We start from the raw sequence: 18,230 nt of genomic DNA, 5'->3' as shown, positions 1-18,230 counted from the left end.
CTATTTTATAGATCAAGAGAAGCGGTGCTGCGATAAGAGAATCGGTTATAAATAAATGATCCGATCTGCTGGATCGCAGCCAGAATGATCAGAAACAACAGTTCACTTATGGTAAAACTGAGCATCCACCAAATCCCGGCTCCTGTCAGCACTCCCGTAAGCATTTTTTTGAACAGGGTGCCATGCTGGAAAAGCTGCAGCAAGTACGTTCGCATGTAAAACAATAAATACAAAATCAGCAACACCGCAAGTCCTATTGAAACAGCGGGAGGCGTGTGAAGGCGGAAAGGGACGGCTTTGACGATTTCGAACATGCAGCCGAATATGGTGACTTGGCATAATACAGCAGCCATCACATATGTTTGGCGGACGTTTTTATAGCTGTCACGCAGCGTTTTGACATCTTCTGTATAGCGGCTGCACAATCTGTGATGCTGGAAGTCACAGCAGCTTTGATGGGACTGTGTGAGTTTCTGAAAAGCTGCTGTCATGTTTTTTACGGATTGGGTGACATAGTGTAGGTAGAGAAAAGCGGGCAGCATCAGAACGGAAGCAATACAAGCCAGCAGTCCGAGCCGCAAAGCATCATTGTCGATCATCTGTACATATTGGGCCGCGGCTTTGGCGAGGGCCTGAACCCAGCCGAAGGAATAAGCCGCCATACCCACGAGCAGCAACAACACGGTAAAGACAGTGCTTTTTTTCATTGTCCGATCGCCTCTTTCTGTGAAACGTGAATGACCGCTTTTTTAGAAGATGCCAATACATCAATGAGAGACAAGAAATCCTGACTATTCATATCGCGAATGATGCGGTAAACGTCGAGAAACGTGCAATCGCACCTGTCACACTCGGCCGCCCATTCGAAGCATTTACGCGCATAATCGCTGTCATAGATGATCGCATCCGTCAAAGAGCCCTTGCCGTATTGGAGCCAGGCCGCAATCTGTTCTTTCTGCTGTGTGACGTAGTAGGAAGCGACATCGATATAAGCTGAAGAATGAACCCCTTGACTGTGTAGCATCAAAAAACCGCCATCCTCATACAGGTGAGCCTCGGCTGACAAGCGATTGATTTCCAGCCGGTACGTCTGCTGAATCTCTTGAAAAAACGGTGAATCTAATTGAAATAGAATTCGAGACGCAATGTCCCAATAAAGCTTTACCGTCAACAGATCGTTTTGCCCGGGAAGTGCGCCGATCTGCAAGCCGGTCCATGTGTCTTCCATCCGCTTCTCATCACCCAGCACCACTTTTTGTGAGAGGGTTGGAGGGGACGCGGGTATCATTTTCCTTTCTGCTTTATGAACTGAACGTTTTTTCAGCCCATGGTGAGAAGGCAAAAGGTCTTCCGTATCTTCTGAGCCTCCAATCAAAAACAACGTCATCCGCTCGGGCTGGTAAGCGGCATTGTAGGCTTTCTGTAAATCACGGATGGTCATCGCCTCAATGTCCTCGATTCTGCCTGCGGGATAGACGGCAGCAGGTGAGGCGGGAGAAAGCATGCTGATCAGCTGATAACGGTAAGAGAGTTGATGATTGAGGTGTGCTGTTTCAATTTCGCTTGTAATCACAGCTTTTTCCTGAGTGACAATCCTCTTGTCGAATGAGTGATTCCATAACGCATCAAGCAGGATGGGGACTGTCTGCGTGAGCCGATCCGGCAATGAGGTAAACATGAAATTAGTATCAGTGTAGGTGGTGAATGCATTTAAAAGCGCGCCATGCGCAAAAAAATCACTATACAGATTGCGGCCATTATGCCAGAAGAGAAGATGCTCTAAAAAATGCGCTGTGCCATACGGGAGCAGCTTGTCGCCAGAATCTTCTTGTAAGCAGACATCACGGCTTCCAAAATCAATTTTCACATTGCACAGCCGCAGATGGGCGCGGGGGAATTTCAATCTGAATATTTTCAGCCCGCTGTCTGTGTATCTGATATCGGTTCGTTCATCCAGCTGTTGAAAGAATGCTTTCTTTTCCATCTCTTCATCCCCTTACTACATGAGCTCCGATATAATTGATATTTGCTATGAATTGCAATAGATCGCGGCACGTAACCGCGGAGATGCCATCCAGCAAGTCTTCTTTTTCACAGGAGAAGCGGCGCAGGATCTCCATATAGGCCAAGAGCCCTTCGGGAGAATCGAATTGCAGCAGCATTTCATTGCGTAAAAATTGTTTTGCCTGTTCCAGTTCCCGCTCATCCGTTTGAAAATGTGAGACAGCTTCCAAAACGCGCGGGGGAATTTCTTTTTCATGAAGCTGGTTCGTACATATTGAAACGAGCAGCAGATTGTTCATGATGTCGTAACGGGTAATGACATGATAGACTGCCAGATCCTTCTCGCGGAAATGCTTGAATAAAGCGGAATGCCCGTACTTTCCGAGCAATCCGTCTAGCAGCTGAATGTTGATATAATCGCTCTTATCTTTCAGCTCTCCGCAGTTAAACCCGAGTGTCAAGACGGAAGGACCTGCTGCGCTGCGTGTTTCTGTTTCAAAAACATGCCGGTTCACGGGTATTCTTCCGGCTGTCACGGCAGACGCTTGCGGGGCATGTCCCGGAATATCACAAGCTTGTATATCTCCCAATATGTTCAGCTGTTTTTGCTGGGACAATAAATTAATGATGAAGTCCGTTGCGTCGAGAAACCGTTTAGGATGGATCGCCTGTATCTTGTCTTTCCTGCCAAACATGCTTGTGCCGTACATCGGGTTTCCGAAGGTCTCCTCGACCAAACGGGCCGCCGAGTAGGAGAAGGGATCTGCGAATTTCTTTTCGATTTTCAGCAGCAGCTCACTCTTTGCCTTTTCAACGCCGGCGGCTGAAAGAGAAGAGGGGAGGGACATGTCTGCAAATGTTTTTAACAGGGCATCAACATGAAGATTCCTGTTATATAGCGGGTGAATCAAACGGGTTCCGCAGGTTTTCAGCTGCTGATCAAAAAAGAGATTTGCTGAATACATAAAGCGGCTTCCGGCAGCATAACCGAAAGCGTCAATGATTTGCTGCTTCAGGTGTCCGGCGGCGCCGTAAAAATAAATCGTTTCTTCTTCTGGTTCCGCCGCGCTTTCGATCGGTTTCAGAAAGCTGGCGGCGATTGAGATTGTTGAAAATTGATGAGTCTTCAGCAGATTAACTTCCAAGCCGTTCTCTTTTGCTTGTATCAAAGAAACCACCATCCTGTTTTTGCAGGTAATAGACTATGATCAGCCCGGCAATCGGAATGACCGCCAAGGAGACAGCGGTGCCGGCTAATGTGGCTAAGAAAAGGGGAAGACAAAATAGATAAGACCGGTATTTTGAGAATCCGCTCCAGAGCTGCTGCTCCGTTTGCCAGCCGAAGAACGGCCTTTTTTCATCAGCGGTTAACCGGATCAACGCTCCCGCCAGCAGCAATTCAATACACTGCATAAAAGTGAGGGCTGAAATCGGGCGGCCGCTGATGAAGCCCACAATCATAGCGACAAGGAGAAATCCGCCTGCCAATAGGCCTGAGTAAAAGCGATATTTTGCCCAAAACATCGTTCTCCGTTTAATCGGAAGCGTGATCAGCAGCATCCGATCGTTTTTTTCAATAGAGTACAAAAGGGCGATCGGCGAGCAGATCAGCAGAAGGGCGGAAATCACAATATAAATCACCTGCTGATTGAAGATGCCGGTGTCCAACATCTGGAACGAAAAGAAGCCGCTGAACGCCGCCATCACCACGTAATTTAACAGCATTGCTTTAGTAGACATAAATCGGTTCCATTCTCTCTTGTAAAACGAAAATTCAGATCTCCGCATAAAAGAATACATCTTGCTCTGCTGCGGAGGCGCCTGCAGAAAGACAGGAAAATCAATAATCACCGCCCATAGCATGTGAACCGCGCATAGCGGGATCGTGACGGCCGGCATAAAAGCGGCGCTGAGGCATACACAGGCGAATACCGCCGCATGCAGGAGAAACATCCAGTTCTTCTTTTTGACGAAATGGTTGCTCAGCACAACACCGAATAGAATCGAATAAACGGTAAAAAACGAAAATCTGCCGAGCCAAAACAATGTTTGCGCCCCTGACAGCGTTCCGTTTCCAAATAAGAACAGCGGTAAAATAAAAAAGAATAACGTTCTTCTCAAACAGGTGTCCACAAACAGAACGACACTCTGGGCGAGCCAAAAGCTTCGTGAAGAAATCGGCAGCAGGCAGCTCAGCTTCATATAAGATTCCTTCCATTGAGATGCCACGGAAAGAAACACCATATATCCGTTCATCAAGAGAAGCGCGAGTATGATATATGTTTTTCCCAATACCGATTCGTCAATACCGGCCTGGCGGATCAGCCCGATTTCAAACACAGCGAGAATCACAAGCCCTGCGGCAATGCGGATGGCGTCCTTTTTCCCTTGCCGGCTATACAGCTGTTTGAACAGCAAAGACATGATGGGGAATAAGTTATTCATGTCCGATCACCTCGAAAAATTCCCGCCGCAGATCGGTCTCCTCTCCAATCGGAATGACCTTTTGGATCTGTTTGTTGTGCAGAATGGCCGCATAATCACAAAATCTCTGCACAACATCGAGCAGATGGGAAGAAAACAAAATGGTTCCGCCTGCCTCACAGTACTCGCGCATTTTCTGATAAAAGACCTCTATCGATTCCACATCCAAACCGACGAGCGGCTCATCCAAAATAAACAGGGGAGCCCGCAGCAATAAGCCTGTCATCAACACAACCTTTTGCCTGTTTCCCAAGGACAGCTCCGAAATTCTCCTGTTGATGTATTTTGAAAAATGAAAGGCTTCAGCCAAATTGGTGAACTGCTGCTCTGAAAAATCCTTTTGATAAAGCGAATGGACGAAAGACACATAGTCCTTCGCCGTAATTTCTGTAAACAGCAACGGATAATCGGCGGCGAAGTAACGGTGAATCTTCAGTTGATCTGATGTTTTCTGCGGCATACCGGCCTCCGCTTCAATGCCGCACAGCGTAAAGCCCCCGCTGTAATTGCGGTTCACTCCTGTAAGTGTATTGATCAGTGTTGTTTTGCCGGCGCCGTTTACCCCAAGCAATCCGTAAACGGCGCCTTTTTCTAAGTGTAAATCCACGTGTTCTAAGATGACGTTGTCCCGTTCATACCAAACGGATACATCGTGTATATCCAAAATGCTCATCGCGAATCAGTCTTCCGCGCGCGCATCCCGAAAAGAATGGCAATCGCAATGAAGATCACCGTAAATAGATAATCGCTTTTGACAAAATAGACGACTGCGCCGATGACAAAGATAAATGAAAGGATATACAGTAAAATTCTTCTTTGTGCTGGTGACAAATCGTTTCCCTCCTAAATAAGCTGGACCACGTCTTCTAATTGTTCATTTTTCGCCCAAGAGCAAATGTTTTTCCGGTGATATTTGTTAGCGTTCAGCCCTTTTAAGTAACAGCCTCCGCAATAGCCGCTAAACGGGCATTTGTCTTTCATGCAATGCTCGCTGAACCGCGGCGCCTGCGCTTGCCACAGTTTATGGACGAGAGGGGAGTTAAAGATGCTTTCATATGAATCATGAAAAATATTTCCCAATGAAAATTCCTTCGGAAAGAGCGCGCATGGACGTACTTCTCCGAACGGGCTGATCACAATGGACTTCCAGCCAGCGCCGCAATTTGCCGCTCGTTTTCTCTCATAAGGAATAATCGGAATCAGTTCTTTAAACTCATCAATGACATGTTGCTCGTATTCCATAAATTTGCGGTGCTGCTCGGCATCTTTTGGCAATATCTCTGCCTCTTCCGAAATCATCAACCCAATTGTAAGAAAACGCCTTCGCCCCAAGATCCCGAACCTTTTGGGCCATATCGTGGATTTCCCACATGTTTTTTTCGAAAACGGACATGGCGACTCTGACAAATATACCGTGGTCACTCAACAATTTTATCGTTTTACAAGTTTGGGCAAAAGAGCCTTTTCTCCCTCTAAAGGAGTCATGGACCTCGGAGTTCACACTATCGAGAGAAATGCCGACAATGATTTTTTGCTTATACGCTTTCAAAAGCTCGAGGCTTTCTTTTCGCATGAGTGTTCCGTTCGTTAAGACAGCGACCTTTTTGAACCTTTTGCACACATAGTCAAGGATCTCATTGGCGTTCGGATGGACAAAAATTTCTCCGCCCGTGATTTCGCATGTCAATACACCGTTGTCAAACAGCATATCAGCCGTTTTCTTGAATTGCTCAATCGACACGGTGCCGAGCGCTTCCGGCGAGCTTTCCAAATAACAGTGGGCGCATTTCAAATTACAGCGGTGCGTCAGCTCAAAGGTGGCGTGCAGCGGCATCGGAAATTCGTTGCTTCCGCTCGTGGTGATGGTTTGGCTGCTGGGCCGATTTCCAAGCTGGATGACCTGCTTGTTGAGGAGCATGTTGAGCATGTCGTAATACCAGTCCTTATGGTCTTCCGGTGATTCATCGTACACTGCGCATTGATCCGCCAAAATCTGAGCAGCTGTTTTTTGCCCCTCCATTCGCATGCAAAGCTCGTAAGCTGTTTTGTTAAGATCCAAATATTCAAAGTCAGAAATGGAGACATTATCCCGCAAATAGTCGATTTCTAGCACGCCGCCCTCAGGAAGCTGGTGAACTCTTACACTTTCATTAATAAATGGAAATATTTGCTCTGTAAACAAAATACCATCCCCTATACATATGATTCAAATGAAAAACGATTTTGTATGTATAACTAAGAGGTATATTTTAGTTAAAAATTGTAATTTACTTAAAAAGGGCATAGCAGAAAGACTATGCCCTTTTGGAGAACCTTATCCCCATAGACCGAATAGACCTGTAGCACCGGCAATTTCAAAATCAGGGATAGGACCGTCCACTAGACAAACGGCTCCGATCGAGCATGTCGCACAACCTTTGTTTTCTACAATGACTGCTTTTTTCATCATTGGATCCTCCCTTTTTGTTTTTCTAGCAGATCTATGTTGTACTTTTATCATAAAACTAATAAATTACCAATTCAATACATATATATTGAAGAAAATGTGAAATAGAAACGGTAGATTTCGGAAAAGTGTAACATTTCCTAAAGGTAACTAATAATATGATTTTCTCTTCTATTAAGGAAATGCTTTTATGAGGTTTATCTTCAAATCTGATGAGCAATGATGGTAAGATAGAAGCAGTTGAAGTTTACAAACCGAATGATTATACTATTCAAGTCAAAGTGGAATGATGAAAAGGACGTGTCAAAATGAAGCAAGAGACACCGATAACACTCCATGTGAAGTCTGTGATCGGGGATGACGGAAACCAGGAAGTCATCGAATTCCGCACCACCGGATTTTACTATGTTAAACAAAATAAAGTGTATCTATCTTATTATGAAGAACACGACTTAGGCAAAGTAAAAACGATTGTGAAAGTAAGCGAAGGCGAAGTGCTGGTCATGAGGTCAGGCGCGGTCAAAATGAATCAGCGTTTCGTAACGGGAGCTTCCACAATTGCCAAATATAAAATGTCATTTGGTGAGCTTGAGCTGAAAACAAGCACAAAATCAATTCAATCTGATCTCGGTGAAGAAAAAGGCCGTATCAGCATCGCATATGACATGCATGTCGGAGACGAGCAGCAGCATTTACATCATATGACGATCACGTATGAGGGAGGAACTCAAGCATGAACATTGCGGAACAAATGAAGGACGTGCTGAAAGAAGAAATCAAAGCGGCCGTTCTGAAAGCGGGGCTGGCTGAAGAAAGCCAGATTCCGAATGTCGTTTTAGAAACACCGAAAGATAAAACACACGGCGATTATTCAACAAATATGGCGATGCAGCTGGCGAGAGTCGCAAAAAAAGCGCCGCGCCAAATCGCTGAAGAGATTGTCGCTCATTTTGATAAAGGAAAGGCTTCGATTGAAAAACTGGATATCGCCGGTCCGGGTTTTATCAATTTCTATATGAACAATCACTATTTAACGAAGTTGATTCCATCTGTGTTAAAAGCAGGGGAAGCGTACGGGGAAACGAATATCGGAAACGGTGAGCGAGTTCAGGTCGAATTCGTATCAGCGAATCCGACGGGAGACCTTCACCTTGGCCATGCGCGCGGTGCGGCTGTCGGCGATTCTTTGTGCAATGTGCTTTCAAAAGCGGGTTACGATGTGAGCCGCGAATACTACATTAACGATGCGGGAAATCAAATCAACAATCTTGCGCTTTCTGTTGAAGTCCGTTACTTTGAAGCGCTCGGCTTGGAAAAACCGATGCCGGAGGACGGCTACCGCGGCGAGGATATCATTGCGATCGGAAAGCGTCTCGCTGAGGAATACGGCGACCGTTTCGTTAATGAAGACGAAAGCGAACGCCTCGCGTTTTTCCGTGAATACGGTCTGAAATACGAGCTGGAAAAGCTTCGCAAGGACTTGGAAAACTTCCGTGTGCCGTTTGATGTGTGGTATTCCGAAACGTCACTGTATCAAAACGGAAAAATCGACAAGGCGCTTGAAGCGATCCGCGAAAAAGGCCATGTTTATGAAGAAGACGGTGCGACTTGGTTCCGCTCTACGACGTTTGGCGATGATAAAGACCGCGTATTGATCAAGAAGGACGGCACGTACACGTACCTTCTGCCTGATATCGCATACCATAAGGACAAGCTTGATCGCGGCTTTGATAAGCTGATCAACGTTTGGGGAGCCGATCACCACGGCTATATCCCGCGCATGAAAGCGGCGATCGAAGCGCTGGGCTATGAAAAAGGAACACTTGAAGTAGAAATCATTCAGCTCGTTCACCTTTACAAAAACGGCGAGAAAATGAAAATGAGCAAACGGACGGGTAAAGCGGTAACGATGCGCGATCTCATTGAAGAAGTCGGCTTGGATGCCGTGCGTTACTTCTTTGCAATGCGCAGTGCGGATACGCATATGGATTTTGACTTAGATCTAGCTGTATCAACATCTAACGAAAACCCTGTGTATTACGCGCAATACGCACATGCCCGTATTTGCAGCATGCTTCGCCAAGGGGAAGAGCAGGGACTAAAGCCGGCGGCAGATCTTGATTTCAGCCATATTCAATCAGAAAAAGAATATGACCTGCTGAAAACGATCGGCGGCTTCCCAGAGGCAGTGGCGGAAGCGGCGGAAAAACGAATTCCGCACCGTGTCACAAACTATATTTATGATCTGGCTTCTGCTCTGCACAGCTTCTACAACGCAGAGAAAGTCATCGATCCTGAATATGAAGAGAAGAGCCGCGCGCGCCTGGCTTTAATGAAGGCCACGCAAATTACGCTGAACAATGCGCTTCAGCTGATCGGCGTATCGGCTCCGGAAAAAATGTAATCATGATGAAAAGACAAAGTCTTCGGGCTTTGTCTTTTTTTTATATGTGAAACGTGTGATGTAATTCACAAACCTGTTTGCCGAGTTTTTGTATGATAGGACTGATTATTGAATCATTGAAAGGAGCAAGCCGAATGTTCAACCGTCAACATATTCAATTATCGTTACAGTCATTAAGCTTGGTGGCAGGGTTTATGGTTTGGGTGCTGATTTCATCACTCATTAGCCAAATCACATTAGATATTCATTTAAGCAAAGGCGAGATTTCTATAGTGACGGCGATTCCCGTGATCCTCGGGTCGCTTCTCCGCATTCCTTTAGGGTATTTAACGAATAGGTTTGGTGCGCGGCTGATGTTTATGATCAGCTTCATCCTGCTTTTGTTTCCGGTGTTTTGGATCAGTATCGCGGATTCTTTGTTTGATTTAATCGCAGGCGGTTTTTTCTTAGGGATCGGGGGGGCAGTATTCTCCATTGGGGTGACATCCCTTCCGAAGTATTATCCGAAAGAAAAGCACGGTTTCGTCAATGGAATTTACGGTGCCGGAAACATCGGAACCGCGATTACCACATTTGCGGCGCCGGTTATCGCCCAGACTGCGGGATGGAAAGCAACCGTGCAGATGTATATGGTTCTGCTGGCTGTTTTCGCATTGCTGCACGTTTTGTTTGGCGACCGGCATGAGAAGAAAGTAAATGTTTCCGTAAAAGCTCAAATCAAAACCGTTTACCGAAATCACGTCCTCTGGTTTCTAAGCCTGTTTTATTTTATTACGTTTGGCGCCTTTGTCGCCTTCACCATCTATCTCCCGAACTTTCTGGTAGCGCACTTTGGTCTTAATCCTGCGGACGCCGGTTTGCGGACGGCCGGCTTTATTGCCGTCTCCACGCTGCTCAGGCCTGTGGGCGGATTCTTGGCTGACAAATTGAGCCCGCTCCGCATCCTGATGTTCGTTTTTGCGGGACTTACATTATCAGGCATTATCTTATCGTTCTCGCCGACGATCGGCCTTTATACGTTTGGGTCAATAACGGTGGCGGTCTGCTCAGGTATAGGAAACGGAACCGTTTTTAAACTGGTGCCTTTCTATTTTTCAAAGCAAGCGGGGATTGCCAATGGTATTGTGTCTGCCATGGGGGGATTAGGCGGTTTTTTCCCTCCGCTGATATTGGCGAGTGTATTTCAGGCAACAGGCCAATACGCGATCGGCTTTATGGCGCTTTCGGAAGTGGCGTTAGCCAGCTTTGTCCTTGTCATTTGGATGTATTGGCAGGAAAGAATGAAAATGCACACGGAGAGAAACAGTCAGAGCGTCAGCTAACACTGGTCATTCACAAGATTGTTAGTTTTTTCTCGATGGGTGCAAAACAATTCACGTTACAATAAACATACGCAACGTGACTTTCTTCGAGGTGAGCTCATGAATTTTCTCTCTGTCCGACCATCTGATAGTGATCTTATTTCCAGCGATCTGCATGAATTGCTGGAATCGATCAGTACGAAAAGAAAAATGGAAAAACACACGTATTTGTTTCGGGAAGGAATGGATGCAGAAGAGCTATATCTTATTCAATCAGGACTCATTGAAATCGGCAAACTGACATCTGACGGAAAAGATCTGACCCTTAGAATCTGCCAAAAAAATGATATTGTCGGGGAATTAACACTTTTCACTGAAGAACCGAGATATATGCTCAGTGCAAAGGTGCTAGAGGATGGCGAGGTGCTCGTCATTAATAAAAACAAGCTGGAAAAGGAACTCATCCAAAACGGTGCTTTGACATTTGAATTTATGAAATGGATGAGCACCCACCTCCGGAAAATCCAGTCTAAAATCAGGGATCTGCTTCTTCACGGCAAAAAGGGGGCGCTCTACTCCACTCTTATCCGTTTATCGAACAGCTACGGGGTGGAACGAAGCGACGGCATTCTGATTAACATCGCGCTGACAAATCAAGATTTAGCAAAGTTTTGCGCGGCGGCAAGGGAAAGCGTCAACCGTATGCTCGGAGACCTCCGCAAACAAGGGGTGATTTCGATAGACGAATCCGGAAAAATTATTTTGCACAAGCGGGACTATTTACGATGCGAGATTGAGTGTGAAAATTGTCCGCTGGAGATTTGCAATATTGACTGAAAAAACCAAGGGCCGCCGGCGGTCCTTGGTTTTTATCTAGTGATAAACAAACACATGACGGCAAAAAAGAAGCAGGCATTCACGATTTCCAGAATGCCGATCGTTTTAACGGGCCAATCCCTTCCGTGAAAAAACCATGCCCGCAAACTGCTTGGGATAAAAGCAAGAAATGCCCATCCTGCTCCGAGAAGAGCGGATAAAAAGGGGAGCAGCAGATGATATCCCCAAGAACAGTATGCAAAAAACCTGTTCTTTCTCTCCCGGATCACCGACTTTACATAAAAAGAACTCCCGATAAAAAATAAAGCAGATTGCAAGAAAATAAACCAAGCCCAGCCGTCAAGGGTTCCCGCCCCCAGCCAGCAGCTCGCAAGCCCGCCTGAACAAAAGAACAAGACACCCGCAATATCATTCACTAGTGCTCGTTCGTTTTTTCGGCGGGCATAATACGTATGAATGAGAAAAAGCGGAAATAAAGAAACGCCAACCCAGATGAGCGCAGGCTTATAAAAGACAGGGATCATCAAAAAGCAGCAGGCCAGAACACCGTAATAACATATCCACTTTTGATAGGATTTAATCTGTTTCTTCTTCATGGCGAGTGTGATGGGGTAGACCATCAAGTAAAGGAAAAGCAAGCCTAGGAAAAGCGGAAGATGCCAGAAAACGGGACCTCCCTTGACCATCCCAAGCAAAAATGGAATCAGCAGCATCGCCCATGCGCCGTGCTGCTTCGGAATCAGTGCCTTCATCGAAATCCTCCTTTTTTATTTCATTATAAATACAGTCACTCTCCCGATAAGTGACATACATCATACAGGCTGTGAAATACATCACTGCTGTACAGGCTCAATCGAGTTACACTAAAGCTATCCTTAGCACAGGAGGCTTTCCTATGAATCAGTGTGACTATTTATTGTTTCTGAAACAACTCCCTATGTTTAATGAAGTGCCTCTATCCATTGTCGAAACTTTGCTGAAAAACGGGACGTTTATCGGCGGCTCATCTGATCTGGCTTCATCCTTTCTTCATTCTCAATCCGTTTATATTGTATTAAAAGGCAGTGTCCGTTTTATGGACAGCAGGCTCCCTGAAGGATCGAAAACCGTTGCGCTGTGGGAAAAAGGCGATGTGTTTCCGATTGATGAAAAAGGCGGGCTGTATTTATCGCCTTTTATCTCAGTCAATGCCTCTTCGGACATTCTTATTCTCAAAATCCCTTTTTATATATTTAAAAAAATGATGACTTACAACCCACAGCTGCAAATGAATTTTTTGGCGGTACTTCAGCAAAATGTCTTTTGTTCCTATCAACTATTTTTGCGTTATCTGCATACATCACAAGATAAAAACGCCGAGCCCGGTTCTTAAAAAGAACCGGTTTTTTTGATCTTTGAATGAAAAGCGGCTAATGACTCAGGCGTCCTGCCTGAACGCCGCCCTCATCACTTCCTGTGAAAGTCTGTTCCTTCTTCTCAGTGTGAACATTTTGTGAAAAAAGCAGAGTGTGTGACATAGTTCACAAGAAAACACGCTGTCTCTGTTTATAGTGAACTTAGCATCACCTGACTCGGAAGGAGTGAACGCTCATGAAGAAAAAGAAAATGAGTCCGTTGTTTAGGAGATTAAACTATTTCTCTCCTATCGAACACCATTCAAATAAACATAGCCAAACCACCCGCGAAGATCGCGATTGGGAGAATGTATACAGAAACAGATGGCAGTACGACAAAGTCGTGCGCTCCACCCACGGTGTCAACTGCACGGGGTCATGCAGCTGGAATATATATGTGAAAAACGGAATTGTCACGTGGGAAGGACAAAACTTGAATTATCCATCAACAGGCCCTGATATGCCTGATTTTGAACCGAGAGGCTGTCCGCGGGGGGCCAGTTTTTCTTGGTATATCTACAGCCCGCTCCGTGTGAAATATCCATACGTGCGCGGTGTGCTGATCAATTTATGGCGGGAAGCTCTGCAGGCTCATCAAAATCCATTGGAAGCCTGGAAATCAATCGTTGAAAACCCTGAAAAAGCGAAGTCTTATAAACAAGCAAGAGGGAAAGGCGGTTTTGTGCGCGCTGAATGGCCGGAGGTGCTGAAGCTGGTTTCAGCCTCTCTGCTCTATACAGTCATGAAATACGGTCCAGACCGGAATGTCGGCTTTTCTCCGATTCCGGCCATGTCCATGCTCAGCCACGCCTCAGGCTCCCGGTTTATGTCTTTAATCGGCGGCCCTATGCTCAGTTTTTATGATTGGTATGCGGATCTTCCTCCGGCATCCCCGCAAATTTGGGGTGACCAGACAGACGTTCCGGAAAGCAGTGATTGGTACAATTCAGGCTATATCATCACATGGGGCTCCAACGTTCCGTTAACAAGAACACCTGACGCGCATTTTTTGGCTGAGGCCCGCTATAAAGGCGCGAAGGTCATTTCGATCAGTCCGGATTTTGCGGAATCCTCAAAGTTCGCGGATGACTGGCTGAGTATCCGCCAAGGGACTGACGGGGCGCTTGCAATGGCCATGGGTCACGTCATTTTGCAGGAATTTTACGTGAACCAAGAGACAGAACGTTTCATTGACTATGCAAAGCAATACACGGATTTTCCATTTTTCGTCACCCTGTCGAAAGAAAATGGCGCATACACAGCGGGGCGGTTTCTGCATGCGAAGGACATTGGCCGCAAGGCAGAGCATGACCAGTGGAAGCCTGCGGTCTGGAATGAACAGACAAACACATTTGCCATACCGCAAGGAACAATGGGCTCCCGCTGGGACGGGCAGCAGAAATGGAACCTGCACATGATCGATGAAGAAACCGGGGAACCGATAGAACCCCGTCTCTCCGTACTCGGAATAGAGGACGAAATCGGCACGGTGCGCATCCCGTATTTTTCAGATGACGGAAACAAAGTGCTTAAGCGGGATCTTCCTATAAAAAAACTGAACCTGAACGGCGAAGAGGTTTGTGTCACGACCGTGTTTGACTTGATACTGGCCAACTATGGCGTGAACCGGGGCATCGGAGAACAATCAGCTGTCTCCTATGATGATCCTGAGCCGTTCACGCCTGCCTGGCAGGAAAAGATGACAGGAATCAAAAAAGAAGCCGTCATGAAGATTGCCAGAGAGTTTGCCCAAAATGCGATCGATACAGACGGCCGGTCCATGATTATCGTAGGAGCGGGGATTAACCACTGGTTCAACTCCGACACGATTTACCGGGCGGTGTTAAATCTTGTTTTACTGGTAGGCGCCCAAGGTGTAAACGGCGGAGGCTGGGCTCACTATGTGGGGCAGGAAAAGCTCCGCCCTGCTGAAGGGTGGCAGACGATTGCAAATGCAAAGGACTGGGAGGGCGTGCCCAAGCTGCAAAACGGCACCTCATTTTTCTACTTTGCAACAGACCAGTGGCGATACGAGGACCAGCCGATCAGTGACTTGGCTTCGCCGATCGCTGCGTCATCCCGCTACAAGCATCATGCCGATTACAATGTGCTGGCAGCGCGATTAGGGTGGCTGCCGTCTTATCCGACATTCAATCAAAACGGAATTGACCTATACAAAGAAGCTGAACAAGCGGGGGCAGCAATACCTGAAGACGTTGGGGCGTACGTGGCCTCACAGCTTCAAGAGAAAAAGCTGAAATTCGCGATTGAAGATCCAGACAATGAAGCCAATTTCCCGAGGAATCTCTTCGTATGGCGGGCAAATCTGATTTCGAGTTCAGGAAAAGGGCATGAATATTTTCTCAAGCATCTGCTGGGGACGACAAATGGATTAATGAATGACGACAGCGACAGCATCCGCCCTGAAGAAATCAAATGGCGGGAGCAGGCACCGGAAGGTAAACTCGACTTGTTAATCAATCTTGATTTTCGAATGGCTGGTACGGCACTTTATTCTGATATCGTACTGCCGGCGGCGACATGGTATGAAAAACACGATCTCAGCAGCACAGATATGCACCCGTTCATTCATCCTTTCGCTCCGGCCATCTCGGCCCCGTGGGAATCGAAGTCAGACTGGGATATTTTCAAAGTACTGTCAAAAGCCGTTTCAGATTTGGCAGAAGAAGTCGATATGGAGCCGGTGAAAGAAGTGGTCGCGACGCCGCTCCTTCACGACACCATGCAGGAACTGGCCCAGCCGTTCGGCAAAATCAATGACTGGAGCAAGGGCGAATGCAAAGCCATTCCGGGAAAAACGATGCCGAACATCCATGTTGTTGAGCGGGACTATAAACAAATTTTCGCCAAAATGACAGCGCTGGGTCCTCAAGCCGCCCTAAAACCGAGCGGAACAAAAGGGATGAGCTGGTCGATAGCCGATGAATATGAATCACTCAAAAAGAGACTGGGAGAAATCACAACGGACAGCGTTGCCAAGGGATGTCCGAATATAAGTGAAGCGAAGCAGGCGGCAGAGGCAGTTTTAACCTTATCATCCACTTCAAATGGAAAAGTCGCTGTGAAAGCCTGGGAATCACTTGAAAACATCACAAACCTGAAGCTGAAAGACCTGGCGGAAGAACGAGAGGAAGAATGCTTTACGTTCGAACAAATTACAGCTCAGCCAAAAACGGTCATCACGTCTCCGGCATTTACCGGCTCGGAAAAAGGGGGACGCAGGTACTCGCCGTTTACGACAAACGTAGAAAAATTAATCCCGTGGCGAACACTGACCGGCAGACAATCTTATTATGTCGATCATGAACTGATGATGGAATTCGGTGAAACGATGGCAACATTTAAACCGATCCTCCAACATCGTCCGTTTCTAAGCAAGCGGCCAGATCAAGAGGGCAAAGAAATCGTCCTTAATTATTTGACACCGCATAATAAATGGTCCGTCCACAGCATGTATTTTGATTCTTTACCGATGCTGACGCTGTTCCGCGGCGGGCCGACCGTGTGGATGAATAAAGATGATGCTGAGGACACGGATATCAAGGACAACGATTGGATTGAATGCTTCAACCGAAATGGCGTTGTCGTCGCGAGAGCGGTTCTGTCTCACCGGATTCCTAAAGGAATGGCGTTTATGCACCATGCCCAAGACCGCCACATCAACGTACCCGGCACAAAACTGACGAATAACCGCGGAGGCACCCATAACAGCCCGACAAGGATTCACGTCAAGCCGACACAGATGATCGGGGGCTATGCCCAGCTCAGCTACGGCTTTAACTATTACGGTCCAACAGGGAATCAGCGCGACCTGAATGTCGTCATCCGCAAGCTGAAGGAGGTCGATTGGCTTGAAGATTAAAGCGCAAATCGGTATGGTCATGAACTTGGATAAATGCATCGGCTGCCACACGTGCAGCGTCACCTGCAAAAACACGTGGACAAACCGTGCCGGTGCGGAATATATGTACTTCAATAATGTAGAAACAAAGCCGGGCATCGGCTACCCGAAGCAATGGGAAGACCAGGACAAATATAAAGGCGGCTGGACATTGAAAAAAGGAAAGCTCGAGCTGAAATCCGGCCCGAAAACGAATCGGCTTGCAGGCCTTTTCTATAATCCAAACCAGCCGTCGATTGATGATTACTATGAACCTTGGAACTATGATTATGAAACATTAACAAACAGCCCGCAGAAAAAACACCAGCCGGTGGCGCGCCCGAAATCGTCGCTGACGGGGGATTTCATGAATATCGAATGGGGCCCGAACTGGGAGGATGACCTCGCAGGCGGCCATATTACAGGGCTTGAAGATCCAAACGTGCAAAAGATGGAGGAATCAATCAAAACAGAATTCGATGAGGTCTTTATGATGTATCTGCCGCGTATTTGTGAGCACTGCATCAACCCGGCGTGCGTGTCTTCTTGTCCATCGGGCGCCATGTACAAACGCGAGGAGGACGGCATTGTGCTTGTGGATCAAAACGCGTGCCGTTCATGGCGATATTGCGTCTCATCCTGCCCTTATAAAAAAGTTTATTTTAACTGGCAAACGAACAAAGCTGAAAAATGCACCCTCTGCTTTCCGCGCCTGGAGGCTGGACTGCCGACCATCTGCTCCGAGACGTGTGTAGGCAGAATCCGCTACCTCGGCGTCATGCTGTATGACGCGGACAAAGTGGAGGAAGCGGCATCTGTTGAAAATGAAAAGGATCTCTACCATTCCCAATTGGACGTTTTTCTGGATCCGAATGATCCTGAGGTTGCCAAGCTGGCAAAAGAACAAGGCATCCCGGCTGAATGGATAGAGGCTGCTCAGCAATCGCCGATCTATAAAATGATCATTGACTGGAAGATTGCGCTGCCGCTTCACCCTGAGTACCGCACATTGCCGATGGTTTGGTACATTCCGCCGCTGAGCCCGATTATGAATCTCTTTGAAGGAAAAGGCAGCCAGCAATCTGCGGAAGATATTTTTCCGGCTATCGACCAAATGAGAATTCCGATTGACTATTTGGCGCAGCTTTTAACGGCTGGTGATACGGATCATATTCGGTCAACGTTAAAGAAAATGTCTGTCATGCGGCAGTATATGAGAGCGGTCCAGACGAATAAATCCATCGACCCGGCACTGATCTCCAGCGTCGGCTTAACAGAACAGCAAATTGAAGACATGTATCGGCTGCTTGCGATCGCAAAATATGATGATCGCTTTGTGATTCCAAGCAGCCACCGAGAAGAAGTGTCTGATTTATACGCTGAACAAGGGAGCTGCGGCTTATCATTTTCAGGCGGCCCCGGCTCTTGTTTTTAATTTTTAGATAAACGAGGTGTAACT

At 46.8% G+C, this 18,230-nt stretch carries 15 protein-coding genes and 2 pseudogenes; 7 read left to right on the top strand and 10 right to left on the bottom strand.

What is annotated here, in order from left to right:
• Positions 1–5: 5 nt before the first annotated feature.
• The 9 genes and pseudogenes from ACY3LV_RS00960 to sboA all read right to left on the bottom strand — a co-directional run bounded on the left by ACY3LV_RS00960 (position 6) and on the right by sboA (position 6,934).
• Positions 6–707: a bacteriocin biosynthesis protein AlbG gene (locus ACY3LV_RS00960; RefSeq protein ID WP_464863206.1), complete on the bottom strand. Its 702-nt coding sequence runs from the start codon at positions 705–707 to the stop codon at positions 6–8.
• Positions 704–1,984, bottom strand: coding sequence for a pitrilysin family protein (locus ACY3LV_RS00955; RefSeq protein ID WP_333561095.1), 1,281 nt, complete (start codon positions 1,982–1,984; stop codon positions 704–706). The genes ACY3LV_RS00960 and ACY3LV_RS00955 overlap by 4 nt, the downstream gene beginning before the upstream one ends.
• A 4-nt stretch (positions 1,985–1,988) precedes the next feature.
• Positions 1,989–3,149: a pitrilysin family protein gene (locus ACY3LV_RS00950; RefSeq protein WP_333561114.1), complete on the bottom strand. Its 1,161-nt coding sequence runs from the start codon at positions 3,147–3,149 to the stop codon at positions 1,989–1,991.
• Positions 3,139–4,449, bottom strand: coding sequence for an antilisterial bacteriocin subtilosin biosynthesis protein AlbD (gene albD / locus ACY3LV_RS00945; protein WP_333561094.1), 1,311 nt, complete (start codon positions 4,447–4,449; stop codon positions 3,139–3,141). Before albD ends, ACY3LV_RS00950 begins: the two co-directional genes overlap by 11 nt.
• Positions 4,442–5,161, bottom strand: a complete 720-nt coding sequence (locus ACY3LV_RS00940; RefSeq protein WP_087992741.1) for an ATP-binding cassette domain-containing protein — start codon at positions 5,159–5,161, stop codon at positions 4,442–4,444. Before ACY3LV_RS00940 ends, albD begins: the two co-directional genes overlap by 8 nt.
• Positions 5,158–5,319 carry an antilisterial bacteriocin subtilosin biosynthesis protein AlbB gene (gene albB / locus ACY3LV_RS00935; RefSeq protein ID WP_148962483.1) on the bottom strand — a complete coding sequence of 54 codons (162 nt, stop codon included), beginning with the start codon at positions 5,317–5,319 and terminating at the stop codon, positions 5,158–5,160. The genes ACY3LV_RS00940 and albB overlap by 4 nt, the downstream gene beginning before the upstream one ends.
• A 12-nt stretch (positions 5,320–5,331) precedes the next feature.
• Positions 5,332–6,670 (bottom strand): annotated as a pseudogene (gene albA / locus ACY3LV_RS00930) (subtilosin maturase AlbA).
• 24 nt (positions 6,671–6,694) lie between these two features.
• Positions 6,695–6,846 (bottom strand): annotated as a pseudogene (locus tag ACY3LV_RS00925) (bacteriocin-like protein SboX).
• Complete coding sequence (gene sboA / locus ACY3LV_RS00920) at positions 6,803–6,934, bottom strand: subtilosin A (protein WP_087992738.1); 132 nt, start codon at positions 6,932–6,934, stop codon at positions 6,803–6,805. The pseudogene ACY3LV_RS00925 and the gene sboA overlap by 44 nt, the downstream one beginning before the upstream one ends.
• Before the next feature lie 308 nt (positions 6,935–7,242).
• Between sboA and ACY3LV_RS00915 the strand changes: the two genes are divergently transcribed.
• The 4 genes from ACY3LV_RS00915 to fnr all read left to right on the top strand — a co-directional run bounded on the left by ACY3LV_RS00915 (position 7,243) and on the right by fnr (position 11,476).
• Complete coding sequence (locus ACY3LV_RS00915) at positions 7,243–7,671, top strand: YwiB family protein (RefSeq protein ID WP_464863205.1); 429 nt, start codon at positions 7,243–7,245, stop codon at positions 7,669–7,671.
• Positions 7,668–9,338 (top strand): arginine--tRNA ligase, encoded by a 1,671-nt coding sequence (gene argS / locus ACY3LV_RS00910; RefSeq protein WP_464863204.1) that lies wholly within the window; start codon positions 7,668–7,670, stop codon positions 9,336–9,338. The genes ACY3LV_RS00915 and argS overlap by 4 nt, the downstream gene beginning before the upstream one ends.
• Positions 9,339–9,472: 134 nt before the next feature.
• Entirely contained in the window at positions 9,473–10,660 is a 1,188-nt protein-coding gene (narK, locus tag ACY3LV_RS00905; protein WP_464863203.1) for a nitrate transporter NarK, read from the top strand.
• 99 nt (positions 10,661–10,759) lie between these two features.
• Positions 10,760–11,476: a fumarate/nitrate reduction transcriptional regulator Fnr gene (gene fnr / locus ACY3LV_RS00900; protein ID WP_087992734.1), complete on the top strand. Its 717-nt coding sequence runs from the start codon at positions 10,760–10,762 to the stop codon at positions 11,474–11,476.
• Between the two features lie 32 nt (positions 11,477–11,508).
• Here the strand turns inward: fnr and ACY3LV_RS00895 are convergent, their stop codons facing one another.
• The gene (locus tag ACY3LV_RS00895; protein WP_333561090.1) at positions 11,509–12,228 is read right to left on the bottom strand and encodes a YwiC-like family protein; all 720 of its coding nucleotides are present in this window, start codon (positions 12,226–12,228) and stop codon (positions 11,509–11,511) included.
• A gap of 143 nt (positions 12,229–12,371) precedes the next feature.
• Between ACY3LV_RS00895 and ACY3LV_RS00890 the strand changes: the two genes are divergently transcribed.
• From ACY3LV_RS00890 to narH, 3 genes are all read left to right on the top strand, one after another.
• Positions 12,372–12,848 carry a Crp/Fnr family transcriptional regulator gene (locus tag ACY3LV_RS00890; protein ID WP_333561089.1) on the top strand — a complete coding sequence of 159 codons (477 nt, stop codon included), beginning with the start codon at positions 12,372–12,374 and terminating at the stop codon, positions 12,846–12,848.
• A 218-nt stretch (positions 12,849–13,066) separates the two neighbouring features.
• Complete coding sequence (locus ACY3LV_RS00885; protein ID WP_464863202.1) at positions 13,067–16,753, top strand: nitrate reductase subunit alpha; 3,687 nt, start codon at positions 13,067–13,069, stop codon at positions 16,751–16,753.
• The gene (narH, locus tag ACY3LV_RS00880; protein WP_087992730.1) at positions 16,743–18,206 is read left to right on the top strand and encodes a nitrate reductase subunit beta; all 1,464 of its coding nucleotides are present in this window, start codon (positions 16,743–16,745) and stop codon (positions 18,204–18,206) included. Before ACY3LV_RS00885 ends, narH begins: the two co-directional genes overlap by 11 nt.
• Positions 18,207–18,230: the final 24 nt, after the last annotated feature.

The sequence above is a fragment of the Bacillus sp. 11C genome (assembly GCF_055486375.1).
The sequence above is the reverse complement of the archived record's forward strand: the minus strand, read 5'-3'. Positions and strand labels throughout refer to the sequence as shown.